The organism is Serratia sp. TSA_130.1 (assembly GCF_052691795.1).
The window spans coordinates 1,254,100-1,278,981 of record NZ_JBQZFS010000001.1; the positions used below are offsets into that span (position 1 = coordinate 1,254,100).

Genomic DNA, 24,882 nt, shown 5'->3' on the forward strand with positions numbered 1-24,882 from the left:
TGATTCTCCAAAACGTTACCCCAACCCAATCCTTTGCACATGTAAGCATTATTTCTGGTCGCCCGCCATCCCACCCGCATCATCAGCGCCGCAGGGAGGAAGGCAGGGCAAAAAAATGCCGCCCTGGGGACGGCATGTCGGCATTCAGCGCACCAGATGCAAGAAATGCAGATGCTTTTCGTACTGGTCGAGAATATCGTTGATCAACTGCTCCTGATTCCAGCCCATGACATCGTAGTTCTGGCCGCCTTCTTTCAGGTAGATCTCCGCGCGATAATATTTGTGCTGCTCGGCTTGCTGTTCATCATTATCCAGCCCGGCCAGGGCGAAGGTCGGCGAGCTGTAGCCGCGCAGTCTGACTTCATAGATAAAGTTAAGCTCATCGCCTAAATCAACCTCGAAACGAATGCGATCTTCCGCGCCGGTGTTGATACTGCTGAGCGTGCCTTGCTTACTCAGCTCCTCCTGCACCAGCGTCATGGCCGACTGGATGACTTCGTCCATAAAGCGCTTAACCAGCGAGCGCTTTGGCAGATAAGCGATATTACGCAGCCTGCGCTGCCAGGGGATAGGATTGCGGGCGGCGGTAGGGGCGATGGTGGCCATATTCTGGCTGTCGCGCTTGGTCAGATCGCGACGCAGCGCCTTAAGCAAACCGTAAATGGATATCAGCAAGATGGCCGAGAAAGGCAGCGCGCTGGCGATGGTGACGGTTTGCAGCGCGCTGAGCCCCCCGGCGATCAGCAAGGCGATGGCGACGATGCCCATCAGCGACGCCCAGAAAATGCGTTGCCATACCGGCGTGTTGCTGGAGCCGCCCGAAGCCAGCGTATCCACGACCATGGCGCCGGAGTCGGCGGACGTGACAAAAAAGACGATAACCATCGCCATGGCGATAAACGAAAGCACGCTGGAGAATGGGAAATGCTCCAGGAAGTTAAACAACGCCAAGGCCACGTCTTGTTGTACCGTAGCGGCGAGATCTGTCGCGCCCTTTTCCATGATGAGGTAAATGGCGCTGTTGCCGAACACGGTCATCCACATGAGGGTGAAGCCGGCCGGGACGAACAGCACGCCCGTGACAAATTCGCGGATGGTTCGGCCGCGGGAAACCCGTGCGATGAACATCCCGACGAAAGGCGACCAGGAGAGCCACCACCCCCAGTAGAGCAGCGTCCATCCGCCTAGCCAGTTGCTGGATTTGGGTTCATAGGCATACAGGTTGAAGGTTTTGCTGACCAGCTCGGACAGATAGCCGCCGGTATTTTCCACAAAGGATTTCAACAGCAAAACGGTTGGCCCCAACAGCAAGACCAAGGCCAGGAGCAACAGCGCCAGGCTGAGGTTCAGCTCCGACAGAAAGCGTATGCCCTTCTCCAGCCCGGAAACCACGGAAATGGTGGCCAGCCCGGTAATCACCACGATTAATATCACCTGAACGGTTTCGTTGATTGGCACGCCAAACAGGTGGTTAAGCCCGGCGTTGACCTGCAATACGCCATAACCCAGCGAGGTCGCGACCCCGAATACGGTGCCGATGACGGCGAAGATATCGACGGCGTGGCCGATAGGGCCATAAATGCGATCGCCGATGATCGGATAAAGCGCGGAGCGCAGGGTCAACGGCAGGCCATGCCGATAGCTGAAGAAGGCCAGAATCAACGCCACGATGGCGTAGATTGCCCAGGCATGCAGCCCCCAGTGGAAAAAGGTCAGGCGCATGGCTTGTTTGGCCGCCTCGATGCTCTCGGGCGTGCCGACCGGCGGCGAGAGATAGTGCATAACCGGTTCCGCCACGCCGAAGAACATCAGACCAATGCCCATCCCCGCCGAAAACAGCATGGCAAACCAGGAGTGGTAGCGAAAATCGGGTTGCGCATGATCGGGGCCAAGTTTGATGTCGCCGTAACGAGAAAGCCCCAGAAACGTCACGCTGAGCAATATGAGCGCCACGGCCAAAATATAAAACCAACTGGCGTTGGTGAAGATTTGTTGCTGCAGAAGCTTGAAGTTTTTGTCAGCGACGTCGGGGAAAAAGGCGGCGAAGGCGACCAGAAGAAAAATGAGGACTGCAGAGGTGAAGAATACCGCTTTGTTGATATGGCTTTGCGGCTTTTTTAGGGAGGTGTCTTTCTCACTCATAAATTGATTTATTCCATTTGTTTGATTATCGCCCTGAATGGAGGAAAGGTGGTGACTGTAATATCGTAGCAAAATAGTCGGGCTGGCGCAGGAGGCCGACGCCGCTCTATAGAGCGGAATTACCGCTGTCTCTGTGCGGTAATTCCGAGTAATTCACGTTGCCGTTAGTTAAATAAAAAGGCCAATAACCCCGTCACCTTATTCTTATTTTCCCATCCCTCCAATTTCATGCAGGCATTAACGTGTTCTTTTCTGCGCATTTCATTGCGGTCCGAAGGAAAAACGACGCCGTGAGTATTGGGGATATCCGCGCCGTTGATATTCATGGAGGAGAATACAGGCGAGCGGGTGTCTAAAGACAGGCTCACGGGATAGCGTTGTTCGGCTTCTTGTCGGCAGCTTGCTCTGGCGGCTTCAAGGGGGGTCGGAGCCGCCGTTTGCGCTTCCCACTTTTCCGGCGTGGCGCAGGAAGACATCATCAACGCGGCGGTGATAACGGCATATTTTCTCAACGTTAAAATCCCTTTTCAAAAAAATCCCGCCTATTCTACCCAACCCCTCAAACAGGGGGAGCGTTATTCACGTTTAACGCCTCCGGCGACACGCACGGCTATTTATGCGGTGTGGCCCGCCGGAAAACCGGTCGGGCCGTTATGGCGCATTAACCGAGGATCTCCTTGGCGAGTATTTCAAACAGCGTATCGATCTCATCAAGGGTGTTGTAGTGCATCATGCCGATGCGCAGCACGCCGCCGTCCTGCAGCCCCAGTTGCTGAATCAGGCCCAGCGCATAGAAATGTCCGCTACCGGCGCAGATGTTGTGGTGCCCCAGCCGTCGGGCGATCGCGTCGGGCGCCTGGCCGCTGAAGGTCAGGGCGAAGGTCGGCGTGCGGCGTGCGCTGTCCGCCTGCGGATTGCCGTAGAGCCGCACGCCGTCGAGTTGCTGCAGCCGTTGCAAAAAGTGGCGGCACAGCGCCTCTTCATGCCGGTGGTAGGCGGCGAAGCTCTCCTGCAAGCGCTGCCTTAACGGCGCGTCGGGCGTGCCCCACTGCGCCAAATACTCGATAGCGGCCGCGACGCCGGCCAGCGCTTCGAAGCTCTGCGTGCCGGTCTCGAAACGGCCGGGGCCGACGTCAGTGGCCGGCTCGACTTTGTACGGCCGCAGGCGCTGCAGCCACTGCGGTGCGATGTAGGCCATGCCGACGTGCGGGCCAAAGAATTTGTAGGCGGAGCACACCAGGAAGTCACATCCCAACGCCTGCACGTCGATCAGGTTATGCGGCGCGTAATGAACGGCGTCGACATACACCTGCGCGCCCACCCGATGCGCGGCTTCAACGATGGTTTTGATATCGACGATGCTGCCGGTGACGTTGGACGCGTAGCTGACCGCCACCAGACGCGTGTTGGCGTTGATGCGCGCGCACACTTTTGCCGCGTCGAGAGAACAATCGGCGCTCTCCAGCGCTATCTGATGCACCACGGCGCCTTTGTCGGCGGCGGCCTGCTGCCAGCTGGAGACGTTGGCGTAGTGATCCAGCGCGGTGACGATGACCTCATCGCCGTCCCGCCAATCGCGACTGATGATGCGGCTGAGATGAAAGGTCAGCGTGGTCATGTTCATGCCGAAGACGATGTTGTCGGGCGACGGCGCATTTAACAAGGCGCGCACCGATTCGCGCGCCTGACTCATCACCTCGCCGGTAACCCGGCTGGAGAAGTAGTGCCCGCCCAGGTTGGCGTTGTACTTCCCCAGGTAGTCGGTCATTTTTTCCAGCACGCCCCGGGAAACTTGCGCACCGCCGGGGCCGTCGAAAAAGATCGCCGGTTTGCCGTCGATCTGCCGGGACAGGGCGCTGAACTGGCGTCGGGCGAGCTCGGGGGTAAAGGTCATGCTTTCTCTCCCCGAGCGGTGAGGACGAAGAGATCCAGATAGCCTTCTTCATTCGGGCTTACGGTATTGATCGGCGTGGCGTTGTGCCACAGTTTACTGTCCGCCAACAGCACGGCTTCACCGTCGGCCAGCGCTTTTTTGAAGAAAGGATCGTGGCGGCTGTCGTCGTACAGCATGATTTCGCCGCCGACAATATTGTGGCGGTGAATGGCGATCATCGCGATATGGTCGAAACCGTCCTGGTGAATGCCTTCCGGCGCCACCAGCGTATCTTTTTGGATGGCGACCACGCGCATCTGGTGGATCTCTATCTCGGCGCCTTCCGGCAGTTCGTTATTTTCGGCAAACAGGTTGCACATCTCCGCCATGCCGGCGCTCTGCAGCACGGCGCTGTCGATAGGCTCGAAGCGGCGCACCACGTTGCCCTGGAAATGGTTGATCTGATCCGACTGCATGAAGGTACGCGGCCCCACTTCGGCGATGTTGGGGTTGAGGTATTTCACGACGGAATAACGACGCAGGCGATATTTGCCGTCGGCATGTTGCGTGTGGGGCAAGGAAGAAAATGAGGGCATCAGCTCTTGGGTGGCTTGCGGGCTTAGTACAGTCATACTTATTACGTTTTCGTGTTTCTGTAACATAATCACCTCTAATAATAATAATTTCTGATGTTGTAGGGGGTAATTCGATTGAATTGTAGACGACTCTATAACCAACGCAATGTGGGGTTGGCGAGGTGTGATGGCGGTCGTAAAGTGGGGAGAACGCAAAAAGATAACGTGGCGAAAAGTCGGCTGGTGCGGCGGTGAAACGGTGCGGCATCTTGCCCGCACCGGCAGGTATCAAGCGATGGGCGCGTGGCGCTCGTGTTCAGAATGTCTCGAAATAAAGCTCGCGCAACAGCCAGGAGATTTCGTTATTGGTGCGGTTCAGGACGTCTATTCTGTGAACCCCTATCGCTTCTGCGCGCAGGTCGAGCAGCAGGTTGCGAATCTGCCGGAATAACGGGGTTTGCGGGTTGGGTTTGGCCAACTGCTGTCCACACAGTTTGATACCGGCGTCGCAGCCGGTGGCGATGTCCGTCAGGCAGCACGGGCAAGCGGTTTTTTGGCGCGCCATATTGCGGCATTGTTGCCCGATTACCTGGTTGAAGTGGCGTAATTGCAGGCAGACTTCCCGCGAGTTCAACGGTTTGGAATGGGTTGTCATCGGTTTCAGCTCCCTTGTCTTCGCCTATATTGGCACTTACCGATGAAGATAACCACGGACAAGCTGAGGGGGTATCGCCTTGTTTTGTTTGCAAATGGGGAGGGGATGGCGGCCCGCCGTCGGCGGGCCGTTACGATCAGGCGCGTTTAAACAGATTCGCAGCCTGGAACAGGGCAAAGGAACTGACCAGCATCTCGATGCCGACGATCGCCGTCACCAGCGTCACCGACGCCGCCGGGCCTGAGCCGATCAGCATCCAGGCGATGATCAAATCGAGCACGCCGATGACGAACTGCAGCCAGTTGCCCGGCAGGCCTCGGCGCATATAGCCTGCCGCCAGGCGCGCGATGCCGCCGAGCGCAAACAGCACGGCGAGGTAGACCGCCAGCGCCAGAATGCCCGCCAGCGGGCTGGTGATGAACACATAGCCGATAATCAGGTAGGCCACGCCCAGCAGAATGCCGCCGATCATCGGCCAGGTATTCTGCGCCCGGTTGGCTATCATGGCGATAATCAGCCCGGCGCCGCTCAACAGCAGCAGGACGCCCACCACGATGCTCAGCGCTGCGCCGGAGGCGAAAGGATTCACCAGGCACAGTATGCCGCCCGCCAGCAGCAGGAAGGCGATGATCAGCAGGGTGGTGCGTTGCTTTTTGAGCAGCTCTTCGCTCAGGAGGGGCAGATTATTGCGGTCGAGGTTCAACATGACAGTACTCCATTTCGTCGTTGGGTAATTAATCAGTCATCCTTACCTGTTTAGCATAGACCGTCTGGGGGTTTTTGACTGACCCGGCGCAAATGTTACACTGTGCGGCTGACGCGTATCAGAACCGAAAAGACGATTGGGGACAGGATTTGAGCACAGGAAGCAAGCTGGCAAGGTGGCGCCGCATCGCGGTGTGTCTGACATTGGGGCTGCTGTTGGCCGGGTGTTCGGGTAAAAACACCTACAACCGCGACTACGACAAACTGCCGAAGGGCAGCTACACCGGCAAGTCCTACACCGTCAAACGGGGCGATACGCTGTACTACATCGCCTGGATCACCGACAGCGAAGTCAGCGATCTGGCCAGAATCAACAAGATACGCCCGCCCTATAGCCTGGAAGTGGGGCAGAAACTGCGGCTGAGCGGCAGCGCGCCGACCAAAACCGCCGCCACGCGTCGTAAAACCTCTTCGTCTTCCGCTGCGATCGCCAAGCAGACGCCGCCGCCGGGCGCCGCCCGCTGTTGGCGCTGGCCGACCAGCGGCCGGATCGTGCAGGCCTACTCCAATTCAGATGGCGGCAACAAGGGCATCGACATCGCCGGCAAACGCGGCCAGCCGATTTACGCTTCCGCCAAGGGCAAAGTGGTGTACGTCGGCAACCAGCTGCGCGGCTACGGCAACCTGATCATGATTAAGCACGGCGAAGATTTTATTACCGCCTATGCGCACAACGACACTACGCTGGTGCGCAACGGTCAGGATGTGAAAGCGGGGCAGAAGATCGGCACCATGGGCAGCACCGGCACCGATTCGGTGTTCCTGCACTTCCAGATCCGCTATCGCGCTACCGCACTCGATCCGCAGCGTTATCTGCCGCCGCAAGGTTCGTCGCCGTCCTGTTAACGTCAATCTGGCTCCTTGCGGGGCCGGATGTCAGCTATTTCAGCGGCAGATAAAGATCGGTCACCAGTTCATATTCCGCTACCTCGTGCACGAAGTTGTGGTAGTGGAAATAGAGCGGAAAGTCGCGCAGCTCCTCGCCGCTGGCCGGCAACCACTCGCTGTAGAGATAGCGGGCGCTTTCCGAGAGCCCATCCAGCGATCCGAGATGGCGCAGCACCGCGCAGCGTCCGGCCGGCAGCATGCTGTTCACCACGCCGAAGGCGTTGTCCTCCGGGATCGGCGCAGTGACCTCGCCGCAAATGAAGAAGTGGAAGTCCTGCGCTTCGGTGATGGCCGGATCGTGCGGTGCGATGCCGTAAGTGCGGCTGCTTCTGACCGGCGACAGGCCGCTGGTTTTGCGCCACTCGATAAAGCGTGCGGCGGTTTCGTTGACCAGCGCGGGCGGGCCGCTATGTTCGATCATCGCCACCGGCGTGGCAGGGAAATCGACAATGTCTACCTTCATGGGTTGTTTCCTTTTGTGTTTTGGTTCGGGAAAGCGCTGCTGCCAATCGATCCAGGCCGGCTGTTTGCGAAACTGGCTTGGCGTTTGGCTGAACGCCTGTTTGAAGGCGCGGCTGAAGGACTCCGGGTTTTGAAAACCGGCGTCCAGCGCGATGTCAATCACCGGCTCCAGCGGGTTATACGCCAGGCGGTAAGAGGCGCGTTTAAGCCTCATCCACTGGATATAACGCCACACCGAGATGCCGCAATACGCGCTAAACTGGCGTTGAAAATGAAAGCGCGAAAAATGGGCCACTTCGCTCAGTTTTTCGACGGTGAGCGCCTCGTCCAAGTGGCGGTCGATATAGTCAAAGACCTGCGCAAAGCGCTTTGCATACGTCTGGGTCATGTGATTGTCTCCTCCATGCCTGAACTTTGCCCGAGTCGCCGCCGCTTCTCCTGACGGATGATGCTGAGTTGCCACCGCAGGAAAACGGGATGGCTGCGGCATTCGCCGTCGGCCAGGCCAAACTCATAACCCCCACGCGGCCGTGCGCCGCGAGCACGACCGAGAAGATGAATATTACATGATGGATCGTTCCCGTTTGCTGAAATTCCTGCTGCCCTACCTGTGGCCGAAAGACAACCCGCGCCTGCGGGGGTATCTGGTGGTGGCCTTCGTGTTTATGGTGGCGGCTAAGGTCAGCACCACGCTGGTGCCGCTGGCCTACAAAGCGATGGTCGATGCGCTGAGCGGCGAGACGGCGAAAATGCTGGCGGTGCCGCTGGGGCTGATCGTCGCCTACGGCGTGGCGCGGGTGGGCGGCGCGCTGTTTGAGGAGCTGCGCAACGTGATGTTTATCCACGTCAGCCAGAACGCCACGCGCCTGCTGGGCGTGCGGGTGTTTCGCCAGCTGCATGCGCTGAGCCTGCGCTTTCATCTGGAGCGCCAGACCGGCGGGCTGTCGTTGTCCATCGAGCGCGGCACCCAGGCGGTGTCCACGGTGCTGTCGCGGCTGCTGTTCTCCATCGTGCCGATCCTGTTCGAGCTCTCGCTGGTCACGGCGATCATGTGGCATATGCTGAACGGTTGGTTCGCGCTGGCGATCCTGACGACGGTCGGCTGCTACATCCTGTTTACCGTGCTGGCGGTGAGCTGGCGCACCCGCTTTCGCCGCGAGCTCAACAAGGCCAACGCCGACGCCAACAGCAAATCCATCGACAGCCTGCTGAACTATGAGACCGTGAAGTACTTCGGCAATGAAGAGTTCGAGGCCGAGCGTTTCGACCTGTCGCGCCGGCTGTACGAATACGCCGCCATCAAGAACCAATTCAGTTTTACGGCGATCAACCTGGGGCAAACCGCCATTATCTCGATCGGGCTGATCGTCATGATGGCCATGGCGGCGCAGGGCATTACGCAGGGGACGATGACGGTCGGCGACTTCGTGCTGGTCAACGCCTACCTGCTGCAGCTGTACCAGCCGCTGAACTTCTTCGGCTTTATCTACTCGGAGGTGCGCCAGGCGCTGATCGACATGGAGAACATGTTCGATCTGCTGCAGGAAAAGCGTGAGATCGTCGATAGCCCGGATGCGCAGCCGCTGCGCCTCGAGCGCGGCGAAGTGCGGTTCGACGCGGTCAGCTTCGGTTACGACACGCGTCGGCCGATCCTCAAGCAGGTGAGCTTTACCATTCCGGCGGGCCACACGGTGGCGGTGGTCGGCGCCTCCGGCGCGGGCAAGTCCACGCTGTCGCGCCTGCTGTTTCGCTTTTACGACGTGCAGGGCGGCGCCATTACCCTCGACGGCCAGGACATTCGCCAACTGACCCAGGCCAGTCTGCGGCAGGCGATCGGCATCGTGCCGCAGGATACGGTGCTGTTCAACGATACGCTGCGCTACAACATCGGCTATGGCAAAACCGGCTCCAGCGATGAAGAAATCGAGCGTGCGGCGCGGCTGGCGCATATCCATGATTTTATCGTCGGTCTGCCCGACGGTTACGACACCCGGGTGGGCGAGCGTGGGCTGAAGCTGTCGGGCGGTGAAAAGCAGCGGGTGGCGATCGCGCGCACCATCCTGAAAAATCCGGCCATCCTGGTGTTCGACGAGGCGACCAGCGCGCTGGATACCCAGACCGAGCGCGAAATCCAGGGGCACCTGCGCGAGGTGAGCCGCAACCACACCACGCTGGTGATAGCCCATCGGCTCTCCACCGTGGTGGACGCCGATGAGATCATCGTGCTGGAGGCGGGGGAGATCGTCGAGCGCGGGGGGCATGAGGCGCTGTTGGCGGCGAACGGCCGCTACGCCGCCATGTGGCAAACCCAGTACAGCGAAGAGCAGGAACCGCGCTGACGCTGCCGTTCACACCATCGATGGCGCGGCCTTGAGCCGTTGTATCACGTAGTCGCAGGCGATGCGGTAATCCTGCTGCAGATCGGTGTCATCCCCGGCTAGGCTGCCGCGCAGCCAGAGCCCATCGATCATCGCCGCTAGCCCGCGCGCCGCGTCGCGCGCCTGCTGCAGCGGCAGCTCGCGGCGGAACTGGCTGCATATATTGGAATAGAGCCGCCGATCGTTGGCGCGCTGCAGGCGGCGCAGCACCGGCTGGTGCATGCTGGCGGCCCAGAAGTCGAGCCAGGCGCGCATGGAAATGGCGTTGGTTTGACTGGGGTGGAAGTTGCCCTGAATGATGGCGCACAGCTGAGACTGGCTGTCGCTCGCCGCCTGAGCGCGGCACTCGGCCACCGCGTCGCGCAGATCGCGCAGGATCTTGCGCATGGTCGCGCTCAACAATCCCTCCTTATCGCCAAAATAGTGGCTGACGATGCCGGTCGACAGCCCGGCTTCTTTCGCCACCTGCGACAGGGTGACGCCGGCCAACCCCACCACGCTGATGGTTTCGAAGGCGGCGTTAATCAACTGCTCCTTGCGCTGCTCAGGAATGTCTCTGCGGTACATATTTTCCCCAACTGATAGGCAAATCACACTTTGAATTTGATTGATTGAACGGTCAATCAATACTCTATATGCTGCGAAAATGTCAAATAAATGACGATAAAATGTTAATCAAAAGTTGCATTTAAATCGTCTGTCTTTCGCATCATGGAAGCCTGCCAATGACAATAAAAACTCCTCCATCGCTTGACGAAGAACCTGTCAGATTGAATGTCCCGGTATTTTTCGGCTCAGCCGCGGTGATCTTGCTGCTGGGGGCGCTGATTGTGCTGTTTCCCGCCGCCAGCAAACAGTGGCTGAATGTCGCGCAAAGTTGGGTGGCCGACGTGTTCGGCTGGTATTACATGCTGTTGATGGTCGCCTGTATGGTGTTCGTGTTCTGGCTGGCGCTGTCGCGCTTTGGCCATATTCGCCTCAGCCAGGATGATGAGCCGCCGCAGTTTAGCTATCCCTCCTGGGTGGCGATGCTGTTCTCGTCGGGCATCGGCATTGCGCTGGTGTATTACGGCGCCTATGAGCCGTTGGATCACTTCCTGTCGCCACCGGAAGGCGACGGCGGCAGCGTACAGGCGGCGCGGCAGGCGATGGCGCTGACCTTTTTACACTGGGGGCTGCACGGTTGGGCGCTGTATGCGTTGATCGCCACCGCGCTCGCCTATTTCGCCTATTGTCGCGGTTTGCCGCTGGCGCTGCGTTCCGCGCTGTACCCGATCTTCGGCGAACGCATCCACGGCGGCGTCGGCCATCTGGTGGACAGCTTCGGCATTCTGGTGACGGTTATCTCGATGGTGACCAACCTGGGGATCGGCGCGCTGTTGGTGAACTCGGGGCTGTTCTACCTGTTCGACATCCCGCAAAGCACCGGCGTGCTGCTGGCGCTGATCGTGGTGATGATGGTGGTGGCCACGCTGGCGGCGGTCACCGGCGTCGAGAAGGGCATTGCCATGCTGTCGAACATCAACGTCGGCTTCCTGTGCCTGCTGTTGCTGTTCGTGTTTCTGGCCGGCCCGACGCTGAACCTGCTCAACGGCATGTTGCAGAACATTGGGGATTATCTGACCTCGCTCGTCAGCCGCAGCTTCGATATGTATCTGTACGGCAAGGCGCGCCAGTGGCAGGGCGCCTGGACGCTGTTCTATTGGGCCTGGTGGGTGGCGTGGGCGCCGTTTGTCGGGCTGTTTATCGCGCGTATTTCCAAAGGCCGTACCATCCGCGAACTGATCTTCGGCGTGTTGTTGATCCCGCTGGGGTTCACGCTGGCGTGGCTGTCGATCTTCGGCAATACTGCCATCAGTCTGGTGCTGGAGGGCGGGCAAGCGATTCTGGGGCAGGTGGCGCAAAGCGACCCGCCGATGGCGGTGTTCAAGCTGTTCGAATACCTGCCCTATACCCAGCTGACCGCCGGTTTTGTGGTGGTGATAAGCTTCGTGCTGTTCCTGACGCCGGTGGACTCCGGCACGCTGATGATAGCGAATCTGTCCTGCCAGGGGGGTTCCGCCCACGATGACGCGCCGGCCTGGCTCCGGGTGTTCTGGGCGGCGGTCACCACGCTGGTGTGCGCCGGGCTGCTGTACGCCGGCAGTTTCAGCGCGATGCAGACTGCCGTGGTGCTGTGCGGCTTGCCTTTCTCGGCGGTGATCGTGCTGTACATGCTCAGCCTGCGCAAGGATCTGCGCGGTTACGCCATGAAGCCGGCGCTTCCCTGAGGCGGCTTATTCGTCCGCGCGCGGCCGATGATGCACGTATTCGATAATCGTGCCATCCGGCAGGCGCGCATTGAAACAGGCGCCGGTGGGCACTTCCACCGGGCCAAAGAAGATATCGGCGCCGGCGGCCTGTAGCCGCTGGTGGTAGGGATAAATGTCATCGACCAGCAACGTGCCGACGGTGCTGCGAAAAGGACGCAGGTTTTCTTCCGAGCCTTCCAGGATCAGAAATGGCCCCACCGCCGCCAGCACCAGCCGATGCTCGGGGAAGTCGAAACGCATATCCGCTTCCACGCCGTGCAGCTGCTCGTAAAACGCGATGGCGCGGTCAATCTCGCCTTCGTCGACATAGACCCGGATCAGCACGCGCGGCTCGCGCAGCGATGAAGAGTCGGCGGTTTTGCGCCAAAAGCCTGCTTCTGTCAGTTTTGCCGTCATTGCTCATTCCTCATGGTGGCTCGTTTCCTTGTCATCATGCCGCCGTTTGACGGCAGGGATTAGACCGAGTTGTTATGAACCAGCAGCGGCGGAAATAAAAAAGCCCCGGTAACGGGGCAAAGACCCGCTCAGGTCGGAATAGCGGGCTAAAGCGGGCGTCAGGCGCGATGGAATTCCGGTAACACCAGTTGGCCGATCTCCTGCATCGTCTCTTCCAGCGGCCGCTGGTTGCGGCGAAAATGCAGGCCGATGTGATTGACCCCGGCGTCACGCATGGCGCTCAGTTCCTGAATCAATCCATTGCGGCCGCTCTTGATGCCGAAGCGATGGCGCTGAATCGGCGCGTCGGCGTTATCGGTGAGGTCGAGATGAATAAAGCTGACGTAGGGCTTGTCACCGGCTACGTTGCGCCAGAGTTTGACCCGCGAAACGTGGTCCGCAGGCGTGCCGGGATACGACAGCCAGCCATCCATATTTTTCCCCACCCACTCGGGCGTTTGTTGCGCCAGCCCGGCGACCAGCAGCGGCGGCGTGGCCGGCAGCAGGCGCAGTCCCGGTTGCAGTGCGCTGTCGGCTTCCCCTTTGAGAATGCCGACGCTGGCGCGGAAGCTTTCACCGCGCGCGGCGTAATCGGCGCCGAACAGCGGGTACTCCACGGGGCGATCGCCGCTGGCGACGCCGAGCAACAGACGATCGCCGCTCAGCGTTTGCAGCGTGGAAGCCGCTTTGCGCACCAGCCACGGCTGCCGCAGCGGCAGCACCACGGCCGCGGTACCGAGCAGAATATTGCGCGTCAGGCTGGACAGGTAGCCGAGGTAGGTAAAGGTCTCAAACACCTGCGCGGCGTCGCCGAAGTCCGGATCGTACAGCGGCACGTCGCGAACCCAGGCGGCGCGAAAGCCGAGCTCATCGGCCAGCTTGATGCGCGCAGCGTGTTCGCTCATGTCCGGCACGCCGAACGGCCGCCCGTCCTGCTGGCGTTTCAGCTGCCCGCTGGTGGACCAATCGTTGTCCAGCGGCAACTCGATGCCGATGGAAAGCGGCTCCCGGGTTAATTTTTCGATGCTCATGTGTCACTCCGTCTCAGGCCTTGCGGCGCGGTGTCGAACGATGGCACGAAGTGTTGCATGGCGCTTAATTGAGATAAACAGCCCTAATCGCAATAGATAATTGCTGTTGCGAGCATAATTGCTTTGCAGGATACGGCATATTTGTCGTGATTTACGTCACGCTCTGCGCTTTTGTTATTGTCCAGACGGGGTTATATAACCCCGCCGTTGGCCTTTCCCTCGTAAGAGTTAGTTTTTTCTGCGGCCTTAAAATAAAACGAGATGATTCAATAGATAAAAATGGCTCTGAAGCGCGAGCGGGGATCATTCAATGCCGATAAAAAATTAATAAGCCTGAAGCGTCATCGATGGGATTATTCGCAAATAACGCGCAAACAGGCTTTTTTTAATCGCAAGAAAGTACCGGACATTATTTTATATGTATCAAGAACAGAAGGATAAATAACCTGAAGGTGATAATGCGATATTGAAATAGTACCCGTTCAGAATTTCATTTGTCTCTCGAAGAGCGCCGGTTGACAGACCGCCGGCTTGCGATAATTTTATGTCATTAACATGTTAATGAGTTGTTGTCGTGACGGAGGGCCAATTTCTCTCTTGGCCGAGCGCTTAACACACTTATGCCATGGCGGGTCGCCATTCATAAGTTAACTTATGGACAAATGACGCTATGAATACATCGCCAGCGGCACGCAGAGCATTAAGTGAAGAGAACCGGTTGCTGATTATTTTGTTTTTCGTGTTCGGCTGCGTGTTCGTCGATCGTCTGACCATCTCGTTTCTGTTTCCGATGATTGCCGCCGACCTCAAGCTCAGCAACGTGCATCTCGGCACGCTGTCGGCGGTGTTGGCGCTAACCTGGGCGCTGTCCGGCGCCGGGTTGGGGGCGATAGCCGATCGTTTTAATATCCGTAAACCGATGCTGATCCTGTCGATCCTGGTGTTTTCGCTGTTCTCCGCGCTGTCGGGGCTGGTCAGCGGGTTTGCCATGCTCTTGATCTTCCGGGCGCTGATGGGGATTGCTGAGGGGCCGGTATTGCCGATCGCGCAATCGTTGATGGTGGAAAGATCGCAGCCGCAGCGCCGCGGTTTCAACATGGGATTGATCCAGGGCGCGGCGCCAGGGCTGTTGGGCGGCATCATCGCGCCGCCGCTGATCATCTATCTGGCGCAGAAGTGGGGATGGAGCATGGCGTTTCACCTGACCGCCGTGCCGGGCATCATTCTGGCGTGGCTGATCTATCGCTATGTGAACGGCAAAAAGGATCCCGCTTTCAGCGCCGCGCCGGCGGCCGGTAAGCCGGCGGGCAAGGCCGCTTACGGCGAGCTGTTCAAAATCAAGAACGTGGCGCTGTGCATTCTGATCTCCTGCGTGTTCGTCACCTGGTTCATGATCATCATAACCTTCACCCCTAACTTTTTGGTGACCGACCGTGGCTTCGGTGAAGGCACGATGGGCGGCATCATGAGCGCCATCGGCGCCGCCTGGGTGTTCTGGGGCGTGGCGGTACCGGCGATCTCCGATCGCCTCGGGCGCAAACCGACGCTGATTTTCTTTTCGCTGCTGGCGGTGTGCTGCCCGCTGTTCCTGAGCTACGTCGCCAATCCGTGGCTGCTGGGCGTGCTGGTGTTCCTGTCTTATACCGGCCTTGGCTGTTTCACGCTGTTTATGGCCACCATCCCGTCGGAAACGGTGTCGCCGGCGCGCATCGCCACCGCGTTGGGGCTGGTGATGGGGATCGGCGAGGTGATTGGCGGCTGCCTGGCGCCGTTTATCGCCGGGCTGATCGCCGATCGCTACGGCCTGGTCAGCGTAATGTGGCTGGCGGCCGCCGGTGCCGTGTGCGCCGGGGTACTGAGTTGTTTTCTCGATGAAACCGCCCCTGCCGTGGTGAACCGCCGAGCGGTGAAGCCGGCGGGCGTCGCCGACGTTTGAGACGATTTTTATCCCATTCAATCAAGGAGAGCGAAGATGTCAGCAGAATCATCCGTACTGAATCAAAATGCCGAGCCGGACTGGAAGAATTACGATGATTTCGCGCGCGGCATCGATACCAACCGGTTGCCGGGCTCTCAGGACTGGCGCGGCAAAACGCTGCAGATCGCCTTTGAAGACGGCGGGGACATCACGCTGCGTTTCAGCGCCGACCGGCAACGGGTGTTGTGGGCCTGGGAAGGGGAGAGCGGTGAGGACGCTTACGAAGAGGTGCAAACCTCCGCCGCGCGCTATTTCTTCAATATTCCGCTGCAGTCGCCGGGCAACGAATGCCTGACGCTGGTGCTCAACCGCGACAGCGGCCGGGCGCTGCTGGTGCGCAGCACGCTGTTGCCCGAACAAACGGTGGAAAAGGGATCCCGCCTCAAGCAAAGCTTCCACGTTGGGCTGATTGCCGGCGTCACGCCGGGCGGCATCGCGCCGCATCTGACCCGCGAGCTGATCGGTTATCGCACGCTGAACGTTTACAGCCCCAACCATTACTATGAGCACTTCTACGTCAACACCGAGCGTTATGCCTGGCAAAACCTGCGCGGCGAGCAGTTCGGGCACGGCGACATGGATTACGCCACTTACTACAAGTTTGAGGACGAGATGTTCCTGTTCACCTTCCGGGAAAAGATTATCCCGGTGTGCTCGGTGTTCTTCTTCGACTTTATCTCCGGGCGCTGCACCGGCACCTTCCTCGGGTTGGACGCCGCCGGCCGGGTTCTGGTGTCACCGGCCGGGGCCTTCATCAGCAAGATGAGCTACAACGCTTATCCGGAGGGCGTGCAGCCGCTGTGAGTCAGGCGTTTCTGACCAGCGATCCGGCGTTGATCTCCGCAATGGTTTTCGCGCCGGTGAGCGTCATGGCGACGCGCATTTCCTTGTCGATCAGATCCAGCAAGTTAGCCACCCCGGCTTCGCCGGCCGCCGCCAGCGCATAGACGAAGGCGCGCCCCAGCAGCACGCTGTCGGCGCCCAGCGCGATCATGCGCACCACGTCCAGGCCGCTGCGGATGCCGGAATCGGCCAGTAAGGTAATGTCGCCTTTCACCGCGTCGGCGATCGCCGGCATGGCGCGCGCGGTCGACAGCACGCCGTCCAGCTGGCGGCCGCCGTGGTTGGAGACGATGATGCCGTCGGCGCCGAAGCGCACTGCGTCTTTGGCGTCTTCCGGATCCAGAATGCCTTTGATGATCATCGGGCCGTCCCAGAATTCGCGGATCCACTCCAGGTCTTTCCAGGAAATCGACGGATCGAAGTTGGCGCCCAGCCAGCCGATGTAGTCTTCCAGGCTGGTCGGTTTGCCGCGGTAGGCCGAGACGTTGCCCAGATCGTGCGGCTTGCCGAACAGGCCGACATCCCAGGCCCACTGCGGATGGGTAAACGCCTGCAGCACGCGGCGCAGGGCGGCGTTGGGGCCGCTCATCCCCGAGTGGGCGTCGCGGTAACGGGCGCCGGGCACCGGCATGTCGACGGTGAACACCAGCGTTTTCACGCCGGCGGCTTTGGCGCGCTCCAGCGCGTTGCGCATAAAGCCGCGGTCTTTCAACACGTAGAGCTGGAACCACATCGGCCGATCGATCGCCGGGGCCACCTCTTCGATGGGGCAGACCGACACGGTGGACAGCGTGAACGGAATGCCTTTTTTGGCCGCGGCGCGCGCGGCCTGCACTTCGCCGCGGCGGGCGTACATGCCGGTCAGCCCCACCGGCCCCAGCGCCACCGGCATCGCCAGCTGCTCGCCGAACAGCGTGGTCTCCAGGCTGAGTTCGGACATATTGCGCAGCACGCGCTGGCGCAAGGCAATATCGGCCAGATCTGCGGTATTGCGCTTCAGCGTATGCTCCGCGTAGGCCCCGCCGTCGATGTAGTGAAACAGAAACGGCGGCAGTTTGGCCTGGGCGGCGGCCCGGTAGTCGGTTGACGCGGAGATGATCATAGTGTTTACCTTCTTGTCTTCTTGCAAATAACGGGTTGTCAGTCAGAGCGAGAGGATCGCCGCCATAGCGGCCGCGATCCCACCGTACGCCAGCATCGGCAGCGCGGTCTTTCTGATGATTTTGCCTTCGGCGTTGCCGATCCCCAGGATCGAACAGACCGCGATAATGTTGTTCAGGCATACCATGTTGCCCATGGCGCCGCCGACGGACTGCAAGGCCAGCGTCAGATTGACGTCGAGGCCGCTGCTCTGGGCGATCGATTGCTGAATGCCGCCGAACGTCAGGTTCGAAACGGTGTTGGAACCGGAGAAGAACGAGCCCAGCGCGCCGAGGAACGAAGAGAACAGCAGCCAGCTGTCGCCGGTCAGCGCCGCCAACGCTTTCCCGATCAGGATCACCGGCGCGTTGTCGCCGCCCAGCATCATCAGATTGACCATGACCAGCGCGCCGAACAGGGCGATAAAGGGGCGCGTGATGCGCCCGCCGGTTTCGCTGAACATTTGCCGCACCTGGCCGCCATTCAGACGGAACAGCGGAATGCACAACACCACCACCAGCAGAAACGGGATCAGCGCCGGGACATACAGCGTTTTGTAGCCGGCCGCGGCGGAGGTGCCCAGCACCTGCCGCAGTTCGACGATCAGCGCTTGGCTGATGCGCAGCTCCCCGAGCCAGCCGAGGTTTTCCTGCCACAGCAGCGTGGTGGTGTTGAGCAGCGCCTTGAGGCCCAACTGGTGAATGCGCGTCACTATCAGGATAGCAATCAGCAGCAGGGTCGGCGTCATCGCCTTGACCACCTGCATGAACGGCACCGCCTGCGCGGCGCTCTGCGGTTTTTCCGCGCGGGCGAGGCCAATGCCGCCGCGCGCCAGCAGCACCGACAGCGCCAGGCCGAGAGCGCCGCCGACCAGCGCCGGGAATTCATAGTTCACCTGGGCCAGCAGCAGATAGGGGACGGTGCAGCTCAGCACGCTGAGCAAGATAAACGGCAGGTTGCGGCGAATATCCTGCCAGGAAACGATAAAGCGCAGCGCCAGCAGAGGAATGACGAAGCCGGCGACAACGTGGATCAGCGCGGTTTGCCGGCCGATCTCCAGCAGGCTGGCGTCCGACAGGCCGAGGTTGGCGAAGCCGAACCAGGTGGGGGTGCCCACGGCGCCGAAGGAGACCGGTACCGAGTTCATCACCAGCGTCAGCAGGGCGACGCGCAGCGGGTTGAAGCCCAGCCCGACCAGAATCGGCGCGGCGATGGCGGCCGGAGTGCCGAAGCCGCTGGCGCCCTCGATCATAAAGGCGAACGCCCAGCCGATAATCATCAGTTGGGCCACCGGGTTGGGGCTAACGGCTTCCAACCAGCGGCGCACCACGTTTTCCGCACCGCTTACCTGCATCAGTTTGTTGAGCAGGATGGCGCCGGCAATGATGGTGATCGGCGTCAGCGTCGAGACCAGCGCGGTGATGATATTGGCATGCAGCAGCCGCAGTGAGGCATCGAACCACCAGAGCTGCAGGGCATATACCACGACGGCCGTCAACGGCAGGGCCAGATAAGAGGGCACGCCATTCCTTTTGGTCATCATCCATATCAGCAGGACGATGGGCGCAATACTGAAAAGCAGGGGCATAAGATCCTCAGGGTTATTATTTTTATGGGCAGAGATATGTAACTGAAAGGTTAATTACCGCAACATTTTCATTCTAATCACAACGTTGGCGATGATGCCACGCGATAATTTTTTAACATCGGCGAATGGCGCCGGCGGCGGGAAAAATGCCGGCTGTTGAGGCTGAATTAAATTGATTTAAAATCAATTGGATGGGTTTTTATGTTGTGTAATGAATGCGCTGGATCACATTAATTAGGCGTTAATGTTCACGAGTTCATGTCCAAAAATGCGGTAATCCACGCGGTACTTTACGACGCGTGGAAATAATCAGGAGTGGAAACTTAAAAGTAGTGGCTGATATTTTGATAGGAACCGATGATATGTTCGATCAGCAGGCGAGTTTTTAACGGCAGATTGCGGGTATAAGGGTAGACGGCGTAAATGCCCAATACCTTGCCGCAGTGGCCGGCCAGGATCTCCGTCAGTTTGCCTTCCTGCAAATCTTCGTACACCATGCAGCGCGGCACCATGGCGATGCCGTGGCCGCCGATCACCGCTTTGCGGATCGCCCGCGCATTGTTGGCCGACAGGTTGCCGTCAACCTGCAGCTCGTAGATTTCGTTGCGCCCTGGCCGCTTCATCAGCCAGTTGGCGGTGCCGCTCTCTTGATAGGTATAGGTCAGGCAGTTGTGGCTAAGCAGATCGTCGGGATTGCGCGGCTCCGGGTGGTTCTCCAAATAGCCCGGCGAGCAGACGATCACCCAGCGGGAATCGAAAATCGGCCGCGCAATCAGGCTGGAGTCCGGCATGGTGCCGGTACGGATCGCCAGATCGATGCCTTCTTCCACCAGATCGACGAAGCGGTTTTCCAGCCGCATCTCGACCTTCAGGCTGGGGTGCTGGGCGCAAAACTCCGCCACGCTTTCACTCAGCAGCAGCTCACCCGAAATGGTCGGCACCGACATACGAATGGTGCCGGTCAGCTCTTCGCTCTTTTCGCTGACGGCGTACAGCGCTTCCTGCACTTTGGCGCCGATCTCCTTGGCCTGCTGGTAGAGCGCCTGGCCGCTTTCGGTCAGCGTCAGGCTGCGGGTGGTGCGGTACATCAGCCGGGCGCCGAGCGATTTTTCCAACCGCCCGATGCGTTTGCTGACCACCGAACTGGTAATGCCGGCGCTCTCCGCCGCCTTGCTGAACGAGCCGCAGTCGACAATCAGGGCAAACAGAATCAAGTCGTTGGCGTATTCGTGAGTCGCGAGCATGGGCATCCTAAGAGTGAGAGTCCTGTTGCCCAGTGTAAGTCCGGCGCGGCAGGAAGCAATCTTTTCAGCCTGTTTCCAGCACCGGTTAACTGGTCGGATCTGAAATTTTCTTGGTTAATTACCTCTTAAACTGAGAATTATCCTTCAAATAAATCGTGGCTATTCCGGGGGTGAAATTAACTTCCATGTTTTTATAAGCAATTAAATTAGAATAATCCTTATATCAAACGTTACTTATTCCACTAAGCCTGCGGTGTAGTGTAAATAATTGTATTGATCTGCTTGTGTGAGAGGGCTATTCTTTTTCCCGCAGCGCTCTCATTGTTATCAATTAAATGTTTTTCAATGTATTGAAGAATTACTCTGTCTTGCAGGCAGAGTGATGGGTAGTGTGTTTATATTTTAATATATATAAGGATATTGTAATGAAGAAAATCAATCTGTCTGAAGCGGCAAACATCGTCGGCGGTACTTTTGTGTGTACCAAGGAATTTGCCTGGGTGGGCGGTGGCAATAACCGCACTTGCCAACTGGTGACCACCTGTGCCGATAAGTTTGGCGGCGTGAAAAAAACCTATCATCCGGCGCCGGTGGCGAGCTGCCCTTCCACGCCGACAATCCCGAGCTGATGCGAGCTGAACGCTTGCAGTTAGGTTAGTGATGGACAGGCGGGGCGCTTGCGCGCACCGCCTGATAACGGAGATGAATTCCTTTTTTATCGTTGAACCGTCAATCTCCCTTTCTGATTTATAACGCTCATGCTCAAGTGAGCATTTATTTATGCGCAGGATGCGTCTGCTATGTATAAACGTCCTTTGCTGTTTTTTAGTTACACGCTCGTCATTATTTTCGCCTCTTCTTTTTTGACTGCACTTTATTTCCAGCATTACGTTATGGCCTCGCCGGCGGCGGAAAGCCTGAGTTTTATCTCTCCGGAAAAAATAGAGCAAAGCCCATTGCAAGACGATAACGCCATTGTCGAAGTCTTCTCTTACGCCTGCCACTATTGTGAAGTTAACGAAAGCGGCGTGGCCGAGCTGGAAAAACGCTTACCGGCGGGAGCCAAATTGGTGCGCCTGCATCTCAGCGACGACGATCACGCCGGCATGGCGGCCTTTGCGCCCCTCTTCGCCACCCTGACGGTCATGGGGATCGAGGCGCAGCATCGTCCCGCCGCTTACCGCGCCATTATCAAAGAAAACCTCAATCTGGCGGATGAAAAGCAACTCAGTGCCTGGTTGGTGGTCAACGGCATCGACGAGGCCGCCTATCAGCGGACCAGAGATTCAGAGCGGGTCAAGGAACTGTTGGCGTATATGACGGCGGTAAGCCGCTATTACCAGGTCAACGCGACCCCCAGCTTTATCGTCAATCGCAAATGGCTGGCGTTGCAAGACCGCGAGTTTTCCGCTTTCAGCCAGCAACTGCTGTCGCTGTTGCAGCACGATAAGCCGCTGGCCCCCTGATGCGCCTGCTCGCGGTTCGGGGTTATCTGGCCTGGCGTAACGGCCTGGACGCCGTGGCGCGTCTCTCGGCTGTCCGCACCGGGGTGAGCCGGAGTCTGACGTGCGCTCTGCTGCGGCGCGTGGATTATCGCCTGTGGCTAAAGATGCAGAGGCGGTTGAGGTGGGGTCTGCAGCAACGCCGTTTTCGCCACCGGCAAGCGGTCGCTGAGGCGAATCGCCAAAGCCTGTTGGGCGACGGCAGGCTGGACTTCGCCTGGCTGATGCAGCGGCGGCAATGGCTGGATTTGGCGGCGATCCAGGCCCGCAACGCCGTGTTGATGGAGCATTTGGCGCAGTGCACTTTACAGCTCAATCAGGTGGTGGAGCCGCTGCATCGCGCCGGGGTGCCGGTGTTGTTGGCGCCGATGCACACGGTTTCCGATGTGTTGGCGACGCTGGTCGGCGCGGGCGTTTATCCCGGGCGGGCAACGGTGATCGTTTCCGGTGACGCACAGACGTTAGCGCGGCGAGCGCCTGAGGGGGAATGGCGGCAGCGGCTCGACTATTGCTCGATTCACGACGATCCCCGGCATATTGCCGGCACCTTGTCGCAGGCGCTGCTGGAGGCGACGGAGCATCGGCGCAACATCATCCTCTTCCCGGACATCACGCCGGATTACACCTTGAACAGCACCCGGGACGCCTCGGCCAAACTGGCTTGCCGTTTGTTCAACCGGCCAGCGCATTTGCATAGCGGTATCGTTCGGTTATCTCGAGCGATGCGGGCTCGAGTGGTGTGCTATTCGCTTTATTACGAGCGCGGCGTTCGCATTCACATAGAAGAACCAATTGCTACAGAACAGGTCGGCCGCGCCGTGCCGGCGATCGTCGAGCGCACCCTGCGGCGACATGCGGATGATTGGCTGCTGTGGCATTCGCACTCTCTATTTTTTATCAACGAATAAGTCAGGGATATCACTACGCATGGAAAACACCCTCCCTACGCCGGTCTTGCAGAGCGAAATCAATGAGTGCGGGCTGGCCTGCATCGCCATGCTGGCGGAAACGCAGGGCGTTCGCGCGCCATTGACGGAACTGCGTGAGCGTTACCCCGCTTCGCAACACGGCACTTCGCTGGCGACGCTGTGCGCCATTTTAGGGGAGCTGGCGTTGCCGGCTTATCCGGTGGCGTTCGAGCACCGGGATCTGGCGGCGCTGCCTTTACCGGCGATTCTGCATTACGGCGCGGGCCACTATGTATTGCTGGCATATCGTCAGGGCGGTTACGTGTGCGTAATGAATCCGGCGTTGGGGCAACAGCTGCTGCCGTACGCCGCTTTGAAAGCGGAAATCAGCGGCTACGCATTGGTGCTCGATCGCGACGATTTACCGTCCACCACCCCCGCCGTGCGGAGCCACCGACGCGGTGCTTTCGCCAGTTTAAGCCTGAAGGATACCGCCGGCATCGCCGGCATTTATCGCCTGGCGGCGATGACGTTTCTTATCTCGCTGACGCTGTTCATCATGCCGATGATGGTCGCCAGCGCGATCAATCAGGTGTTCGCCATGGCCGGTGAGGTCGCGTTTCCTTACGCCTACTATCTGCTGGCGTTTGTGGCATCCACGGCGCTGGCCCTGATGGCGCGCATCATCACCGAGCGTTTTATCAAAAACTTCGTGTTGCTGCACGGCGCCGCCGGGTTTTCCCGCCTGCTGGAAAATTCGCTGAATTTCTTCAGCAAGCGCGCGCCCGGCGAGATTTTCAGTCGTTTCACCAGCTGGCAGATGGCCGCCGGCCAGAAAATCGAGCTGGATAACGGCCTGCGCACCGACTGGATCATCGCTGCTATCGCGCTGGCGGTGATGGGCTATTTGAGCCCGATGTTGGCGCTGGTGCCGATTGCCGGCGTACTGCTGATGGGGGCGATCAGCGTTTGGGCCATTTATCGCGATCGCCACTTCACCCAGCAGCTGCAGGTGAGAGGGGCGGCGCAGAATGATTTTATTCTGGAAACCATTCAGGGGTTTTCGACCATCAAGTCCGCCGGGCTCGCCGGCCAGCGGCAAGAGGGCTTTGCCGAGCATGCCCGTTCGCTGTTCAACTGCCTGCAGCGGCAAAAAGTCTATGAGCAGGTCAAGGGCAGCATTTATCAACTGATTGGCAGCCTGGAAATGGTGGTGTTCATGCTGCTGGCGCTGCCGCTGCTAAAGGGGGGCGAACTCAGTCTGGGGGCATTCTTCGCCTACAGCTTTCTGCGCGAAATTTTTACCTCTTACACCAGCAAGATCTTTTTTGCCGTCCTGCAGAAAAACCAACTGCACGTGATCGATGAGCGCGCGCGGGATCTGTTTCCTGCCGTATCTCTGCGTACCGGGTCTGGCGACGAAAGCGTGAACCATTTTGATGTGCAGTTGGCGTATCGGGGGGTGAGCTTCGCGTACGACGCCGGCCAACCGGTTTTGCGCGACCTGTCGCTGACGCTGGAACGGGGCGAGTGTATCGCCATCTGCGGCGGTTCCGGCGCGGGCAAGAGCACCTTGCTGAAGGTGCTCGCCTGTCTGTTGACGCCGCAGCGGGGGGAACTGACGCTGGATGGCCGCGTGCTGGCTAACGCCGCCGCGCAGCGGCTGTTCTTCCTGCAAAGCCAGGAGGACATTCTGTTCAATGCCTCGGTGTTGCAAAACGTCACGCTGTTCGCCCCGTCGGCGCCGGGCCAGCAGAGACAAGTGGAACAGGCGCTATGCAGTTTGGGGCTGGCGGATGCGGTGGCGCAGCTGCCCGGAGGCGTGAACGCTCTGGTGCGAGAGAGCCATGCCGGGCTGTCGCTGGGGCAACGGCAGCGTCTGTTGCTGGCGCGTGCCATGTACAGCCGTTGTCCGGTGTTGGTGCTGGATGAACCGACGGCGAATCTGGATGAAAAAACCGCTGCGGCGGTGATGTCGGCTCTGGTAGCGCATTGCCGCGAGAAGGGGAAAACCCTGGTGACCGTGACGCATAACCCGCGGCTGCTGCCGTTGTTTGATCGGGTGCTGCATTTGTCGCAGGGCCGGTTGTTGGCCGCCGTCGACACCAGGATGAATGACTGTGCTGAGGTGGAGTGACGTGCCCGGAAAGAAACGCTGGCGGC

At 59.2% G+C, this 24,882-nt stretch carries 22 protein-coding genes; 9 read left to right on the forward strand and 13 right to left on the reverse strand.

Features of this window, described 5'->3' with window-relative positions:
- Positions 1-144: 144 nt before the first annotated feature.
- The 6 genes from ACUTQY_RS05895 to ACUTQY_RS05920 all read right to left on the reverse strand — a co-directional run bounded on the left by ACUTQY_RS05895 (position 145) and on the right by ACUTQY_RS05920 (position 5,951).
- On the reverse strand, positions 145-2,142 hold the full coding sequence (locus ACUTQY_RS05895) for a BCCT family transporter (protein ID WP_046687751.1): 1,998 nt from the start codon (positions 2,140-2,142) through the stop codon (positions 145-147).
- 164 nt (positions 2,143-2,306) lie between these two features.
- Complete coding sequence (locus ACUTQY_RS05900) at positions 2,307-2,654, reverse strand: hypothetical protein (RefSeq protein ID WP_052752701.1); 348 nt, start codon at positions 2,652-2,654, stop codon at positions 2,307-2,309.
- Positions 2,655-2,803: 149 nt separating this feature from the next.
- Positions 2,804-4,036 (reverse strand): cysteine desulfurase-like protein, encoded by a 1,233-nt coding sequence (locus tag ACUTQY_RS05905; protein ID WP_101453762.1) that lies wholly within the window; start codon positions 4,034-4,036, stop codon positions 2,804-2,806.
- Positions 4,033-4,647 (reverse strand): 2OG-Fe dioxygenase family protein, encoded by a 615-nt coding sequence (locus tag ACUTQY_RS05910; protein ID WP_223524591.1) that lies wholly within the window; start codon positions 4,645-4,647, stop codon positions 4,033-4,035. Before ACUTQY_RS05910 ends, ACUTQY_RS05905 begins: the two co-directional genes overlap by 4 nt.
- Before the next feature lie 259 nt (positions 4,648-4,906).
- Positions 4,907-5,245 carry a hypothetical protein gene (locus tag ACUTQY_RS05915; protein WP_033644790.1) on the reverse strand — a complete coding sequence of 113 codons (339 nt, stop codon included), beginning with the start codon at positions 5,243-5,245 and terminating at the stop codon, positions 4,907-4,909.
- Between the two features lie 136 nt (positions 5,246-5,381).
- The gene (locus ACUTQY_RS05920; protein ID WP_004931723.1) at positions 5,382-5,951 is read right to left on the reverse strand and encodes an HdeD family acid-resistance protein; all 570 of its coding nucleotides are present in this window, start codon (positions 5,949-5,951) and stop codon (positions 5,382-5,384) included.
- A gap of 149 nt (positions 5,952-6,100) precedes the next feature.
- On the opposite strand from ACUTQY_RS05920, the gene actS reads away from it, so the two are divergent.
- Positions 6,101-6,856 carry an amidase activator ActS gene (gene actS, locus ACUTQY_RS05925; RefSeq protein WP_046687749.1) on the forward strand — a complete coding sequence of 252 codons (756 nt, stop codon included), beginning with the start codon at positions 6,101-6,103 and terminating at the stop codon, positions 6,854-6,856.
- A gap of 34 nt (positions 6,857-6,890) precedes the next feature.
- Here the strand turns inward: actS and ACUTQY_RS05930 are convergent, their stop codons facing one another.
- Positions 6,891-7,748: an AraC family transcriptional regulator gene (locus ACUTQY_RS05930; RefSeq protein ID WP_046687748.1), complete on the reverse strand. Its 858-nt coding sequence runs from the start codon at positions 7,746-7,748 to the stop codon at positions 6,891-6,893.
- A 181-nt stretch (positions 7,749-7,929) separates the two neighbouring features.
- Here ACUTQY_RS05930 and ACUTQY_RS05935 point away from each other — a divergent pair, with 181 nt between their 5' ends.
- Positions 7,930-9,699, forward strand: coding sequence for an ABCB family ABC transporter ATP-binding protein/permease (locus ACUTQY_RS05935; RefSeq protein ID WP_046688535.1), 1,770 nt, complete (start codon positions 7,930-7,932; stop codon positions 9,697-9,699).
- A gap of 9 nt (positions 9,700-9,708) precedes the next feature.
- Here the strand turns inward: ACUTQY_RS05935 and betI are convergent, their stop codons facing one another.
- Complete coding sequence (gene betI, locus ACUTQY_RS05940; RefSeq protein ID WP_033644794.1) at positions 9,709-10,305, reverse strand: transcriptional regulator BetI; 597 nt, start codon at positions 10,303-10,305, stop codon at positions 9,709-9,711.
- A gap of 158 nt (positions 10,306-10,463) precedes the next feature.
- Between betI and ACUTQY_RS05945 the strand changes: the two genes are divergently transcribed.
- Positions 10,464-12,008, forward strand: coding sequence for a BCCT family transporter (locus ACUTQY_RS05945; RefSeq protein WP_042785300.1), 1,545 nt, complete (start codon positions 10,464-10,466; stop codon positions 12,006-12,008).
- A gap of 6 nt (positions 12,009-12,014) precedes the next feature.
- Here ACUTQY_RS05945 and ACUTQY_RS05950 read toward each other — a convergent pair whose 3' ends face one another.
- Together ACUTQY_RS05950 and ACUTQY_RS05955 are read right to left on the reverse strand one after the other, a co-directional pair.
- Positions 12,015-12,446, reverse strand: a complete 432-nt coding sequence (locus ACUTQY_RS05950; protein ID WP_046687747.1) for a VOC family protein — start codon at positions 12,444-12,446, stop codon at positions 12,015-12,017.
- A gap of 158 nt (positions 12,447-12,604) precedes the next feature.
- Complete coding sequence (locus ACUTQY_RS05955) at positions 12,605-13,516, reverse strand: TIGR03571 family LLM class oxidoreductase (protein ID WP_445583303.1); 912 nt, start codon at positions 13,514-13,516, stop codon at positions 12,605-12,607.
- A 670-nt stretch (positions 13,517-14,186) separates the two neighbouring features.
- On the opposite strand from ACUTQY_RS05955, the gene ACUTQY_RS05960 reads away from it, so the two are divergent.
- Positions 14,187-15,452 (forward strand): MFS transporter, encoded by a 1,266-nt coding sequence (locus ACUTQY_RS05960; protein ID WP_046687745.1) that lies wholly within the window; start codon positions 14,187-14,189, stop codon positions 15,450-15,452.
- A 36-nt stretch (positions 15,453-15,488) separates the two neighbouring features.
- Positions 15,489-16,298 carry a MoaF C-terminal domain-containing protein gene (locus ACUTQY_RS05965; RefSeq protein WP_033644799.1) on the forward strand — a complete coding sequence of 270 codons (810 nt, stop codon included), beginning with the start codon at positions 15,489-15,491 and terminating at the stop codon, positions 16,296-16,298.
- 1 nt (position 16,299) lies between these two features.
- Here the strand turns inward: ACUTQY_RS05965 and lldD are convergent, their stop codons facing one another.
- The 3 genes from lldD to ACUTQY_RS05980 all read right to left on the reverse strand — a co-directional run bounded on the left by lldD (position 16,300) and on the right by ACUTQY_RS05980 (position 20,309).
- Entirely contained in the window at positions 16,300-17,439 is a 1,140-nt protein-coding gene (gene lldD, locus ACUTQY_RS05970) for an FMN-dependent L-lactate dehydrogenase LldD (RefSeq protein WP_033632193.1), read from the reverse strand.
- Between the two features lie 42 nt (positions 17,440-17,481).
- Positions 17,482-19,065, reverse strand: a complete 1,584-nt coding sequence (locus ACUTQY_RS05975; RefSeq protein ID WP_033644800.1) for an L-lactate permease — start codon at positions 19,063-19,065, stop codon at positions 17,482-17,484.
- Between the two features lie 323 nt (positions 19,066-19,388).
- A complete protein-coding gene (locus ACUTQY_RS05980; protein WP_033644801.1) occupies positions 19,389-20,309 on the reverse strand; it encodes a LysR family transcriptional regulator in 921 nt (306 codons plus the stop codon).
- A 425-nt stretch (positions 20,310-20,734) separates the two neighbouring features.
- Between ACUTQY_RS05980 and ACUTQY_RS05985 the strand changes: the two genes are divergently transcribed.
- The 4 genes from ACUTQY_RS05985 (at position 20,735) to ACUTQY_RS06000 (ending at position 24,856) form a co-directional block, all read left to right on the forward strand.
- Entirely contained in the window at positions 20,735-20,938 is a 204-nt protein-coding gene (locus tag ACUTQY_RS05985) for a DUF4762 family protein (protein ID WP_033644802.1), read from the forward strand.
- Positions 20,939-21,109: 171 nt separating this feature from the next.
- Complete coding sequence (locus ACUTQY_RS05990; protein ID WP_033644803.1) at positions 21,110-21,775, forward strand: DsbA family protein; 666 nt, start codon at positions 21,110-21,112, stop codon at positions 21,773-21,775.
- Positions 21,775-22,719 (forward strand): ABC transporter, encoded by a 945-nt coding sequence (locus ACUTQY_RS05995; RefSeq protein WP_033644804.1) that lies wholly within the window; start codon positions 21,775-21,777, stop codon positions 22,717-22,719. Before ACUTQY_RS05990 ends, ACUTQY_RS05995 begins: the two co-directional genes overlap by 1 nt.
- A gap of 19 nt (positions 22,720-22,738) precedes the next feature.
- Positions 22,739-24,856, forward strand: coding sequence for a peptidase domain-containing ABC transporter (locus ACUTQY_RS06000; protein WP_033644805.1), 2,118 nt, complete (start codon positions 22,739-22,741; stop codon positions 24,854-24,856).
- The last annotated feature ends 26 nt before the right edge of the window (positions 24,857-24,882 follow it).

What these genes read in the sequence shown, in the direction of transcription:
- ACUTQY_RS05955 (WP_445583303.1), bottom strand. Translation starts at nt 13,516, where the DNA reads ATGAGCATCGAAAAATTAACCCGGGAGCCGCTTTCCATCGGCATCGAG.
- ACUTQY_RS05945 (WP_042785300.1), top strand. Translation starts at nt 10,464, where the DNA reads ATGACAATAAAAACTCCTCCATCGCTTGACGAAGAACCTGTCAGATTG.
- ACUTQY_RS05965 (WP_033644799.1), top strand. Translation starts at nt 15,489, where the DNA reads ATGTCAGCAGAATCATCCGTACTGAATCAAAATGCCGAGCCGGACTGG.
- lldD (WP_033632193.1), bottom strand. Translation starts at nt 17,439, where the DNA reads ATGATCATCTCCGCGTCAACCGACTACCGGGCCGCCGCCCAGGCCAAA.
- ACUTQY_RS05980 (WP_033644801.1), bottom strand. Translation starts at nt 20,309, where the DNA reads ATGCTCGCGACTCACGAATACGCCAACGACTTGATTCTGTTTGCCCTG.
- ACUTQY_RS05975 (WP_033644800.1), bottom strand. Translation starts at nt 19,065, where the DNA reads ATGCCCCTGCTTTTCAGTATTGCGCCCATCGTCCTGCTGATATGGATG.
- ACUTQY_RS05995 (WP_033644804.1), top strand. Translation starts at nt 21,775, where the DNA reads ATGCGCCTGCTCGCGGTTCGGGGTTATCTGGCCTGGCGTAACGGCCTG.
- ACUTQY_RS05905 (WP_101453762.1), bottom strand. Translation starts at nt 4,036, where the DNA reads ATGACCTTTACCCCCGAGCTCGCCCGACGCCAGTTCAGCGCCCTGTCC.
- ACUTQY_RS05930 (WP_046687748.1), bottom strand. Translation starts at nt 7,748, where the DNA reads ATGACCCAGACGTATGCAAAGCGCTTTGCGCAGGTCTTTGACTATATC.
- ACUTQY_RS05985 (WP_033644802.1), top strand. Translation starts at nt 20,735, where the DNA reads ATGAAGAAAATCAATCTGTCTGAAGCGGCAAACATCGTCGGCGGTACT.
- ACUTQY_RS05895 (WP_046687751.1), bottom strand. Translation starts at nt 2,142, where the DNA reads ATGAGTGAGAAAGACACCTCCCTAAAAAAGCCGCAAAGCCATATCAAC.
- ACUTQY_RS05910 (WP_223524591.1), bottom strand. Translation starts at nt 4,647, where the DNA reads ATGACTGTACTAAGCCCGCAAGCCACCCAAGAGCTGATGCCCTCATTT.
- ACUTQY_RS05920 (WP_004931723.1), bottom strand. Translation starts at nt 5,951, where the DNA reads ATGTTGAACCTCGACCGCAATAATCTGCCCCTCCTGAGCGAAGAGCTG.
- ACUTQY_RS05950 (WP_046687747.1), bottom strand. Translation starts at nt 12,446, where the DNA reads ATGACGGCAAAACTGACAGAAGCAGGCTTTTGGCGCAAAACCGCCGAC.
- ACUTQY_RS05915 (WP_033644790.1), bottom strand. Translation starts at nt 5,245, where the DNA reads ATGACAACCCATTCCAAACCGTTGAACTCGCGGGAAGTCTGCCTGCAA.
- ACUTQY_RS05935 (WP_046688535.1), top strand. Translation starts at nt 7,930, where the DNA reads ATGGATCGTTCCCGTTTGCTGAAATTCCTGCTGCCCTACCTGTGGCCG.
- betI (WP_033644794.1), bottom strand. Translation starts at nt 10,305, where the DNA reads ATGTACCGCAGAGACATTCCTGAGCAGCGCAAGGAGCAGTTGATTAAC.
- ACUTQY_RS05990 (WP_033644803.1), top strand. Translation starts at nt 21,110, where the DNA reads ATGTATAAACGTCCTTTGCTGTTTTTTAGTTACACGCTCGTCATTATT.
- ACUTQY_RS05960 (WP_046687745.1), top strand. Translation starts at nt 14,187, where the DNA reads ATGAATACATCGCCAGCGGCACGCAGAGCATTAAGTGAAGAGAACCGG.
- ACUTQY_RS06000 (WP_033644805.1), top strand. Translation starts at nt 22,739, where the DNA reads ATGGAAAACACCCTCCCTACGCCGGTCTTGCAGAGCGAAATCAATGAG.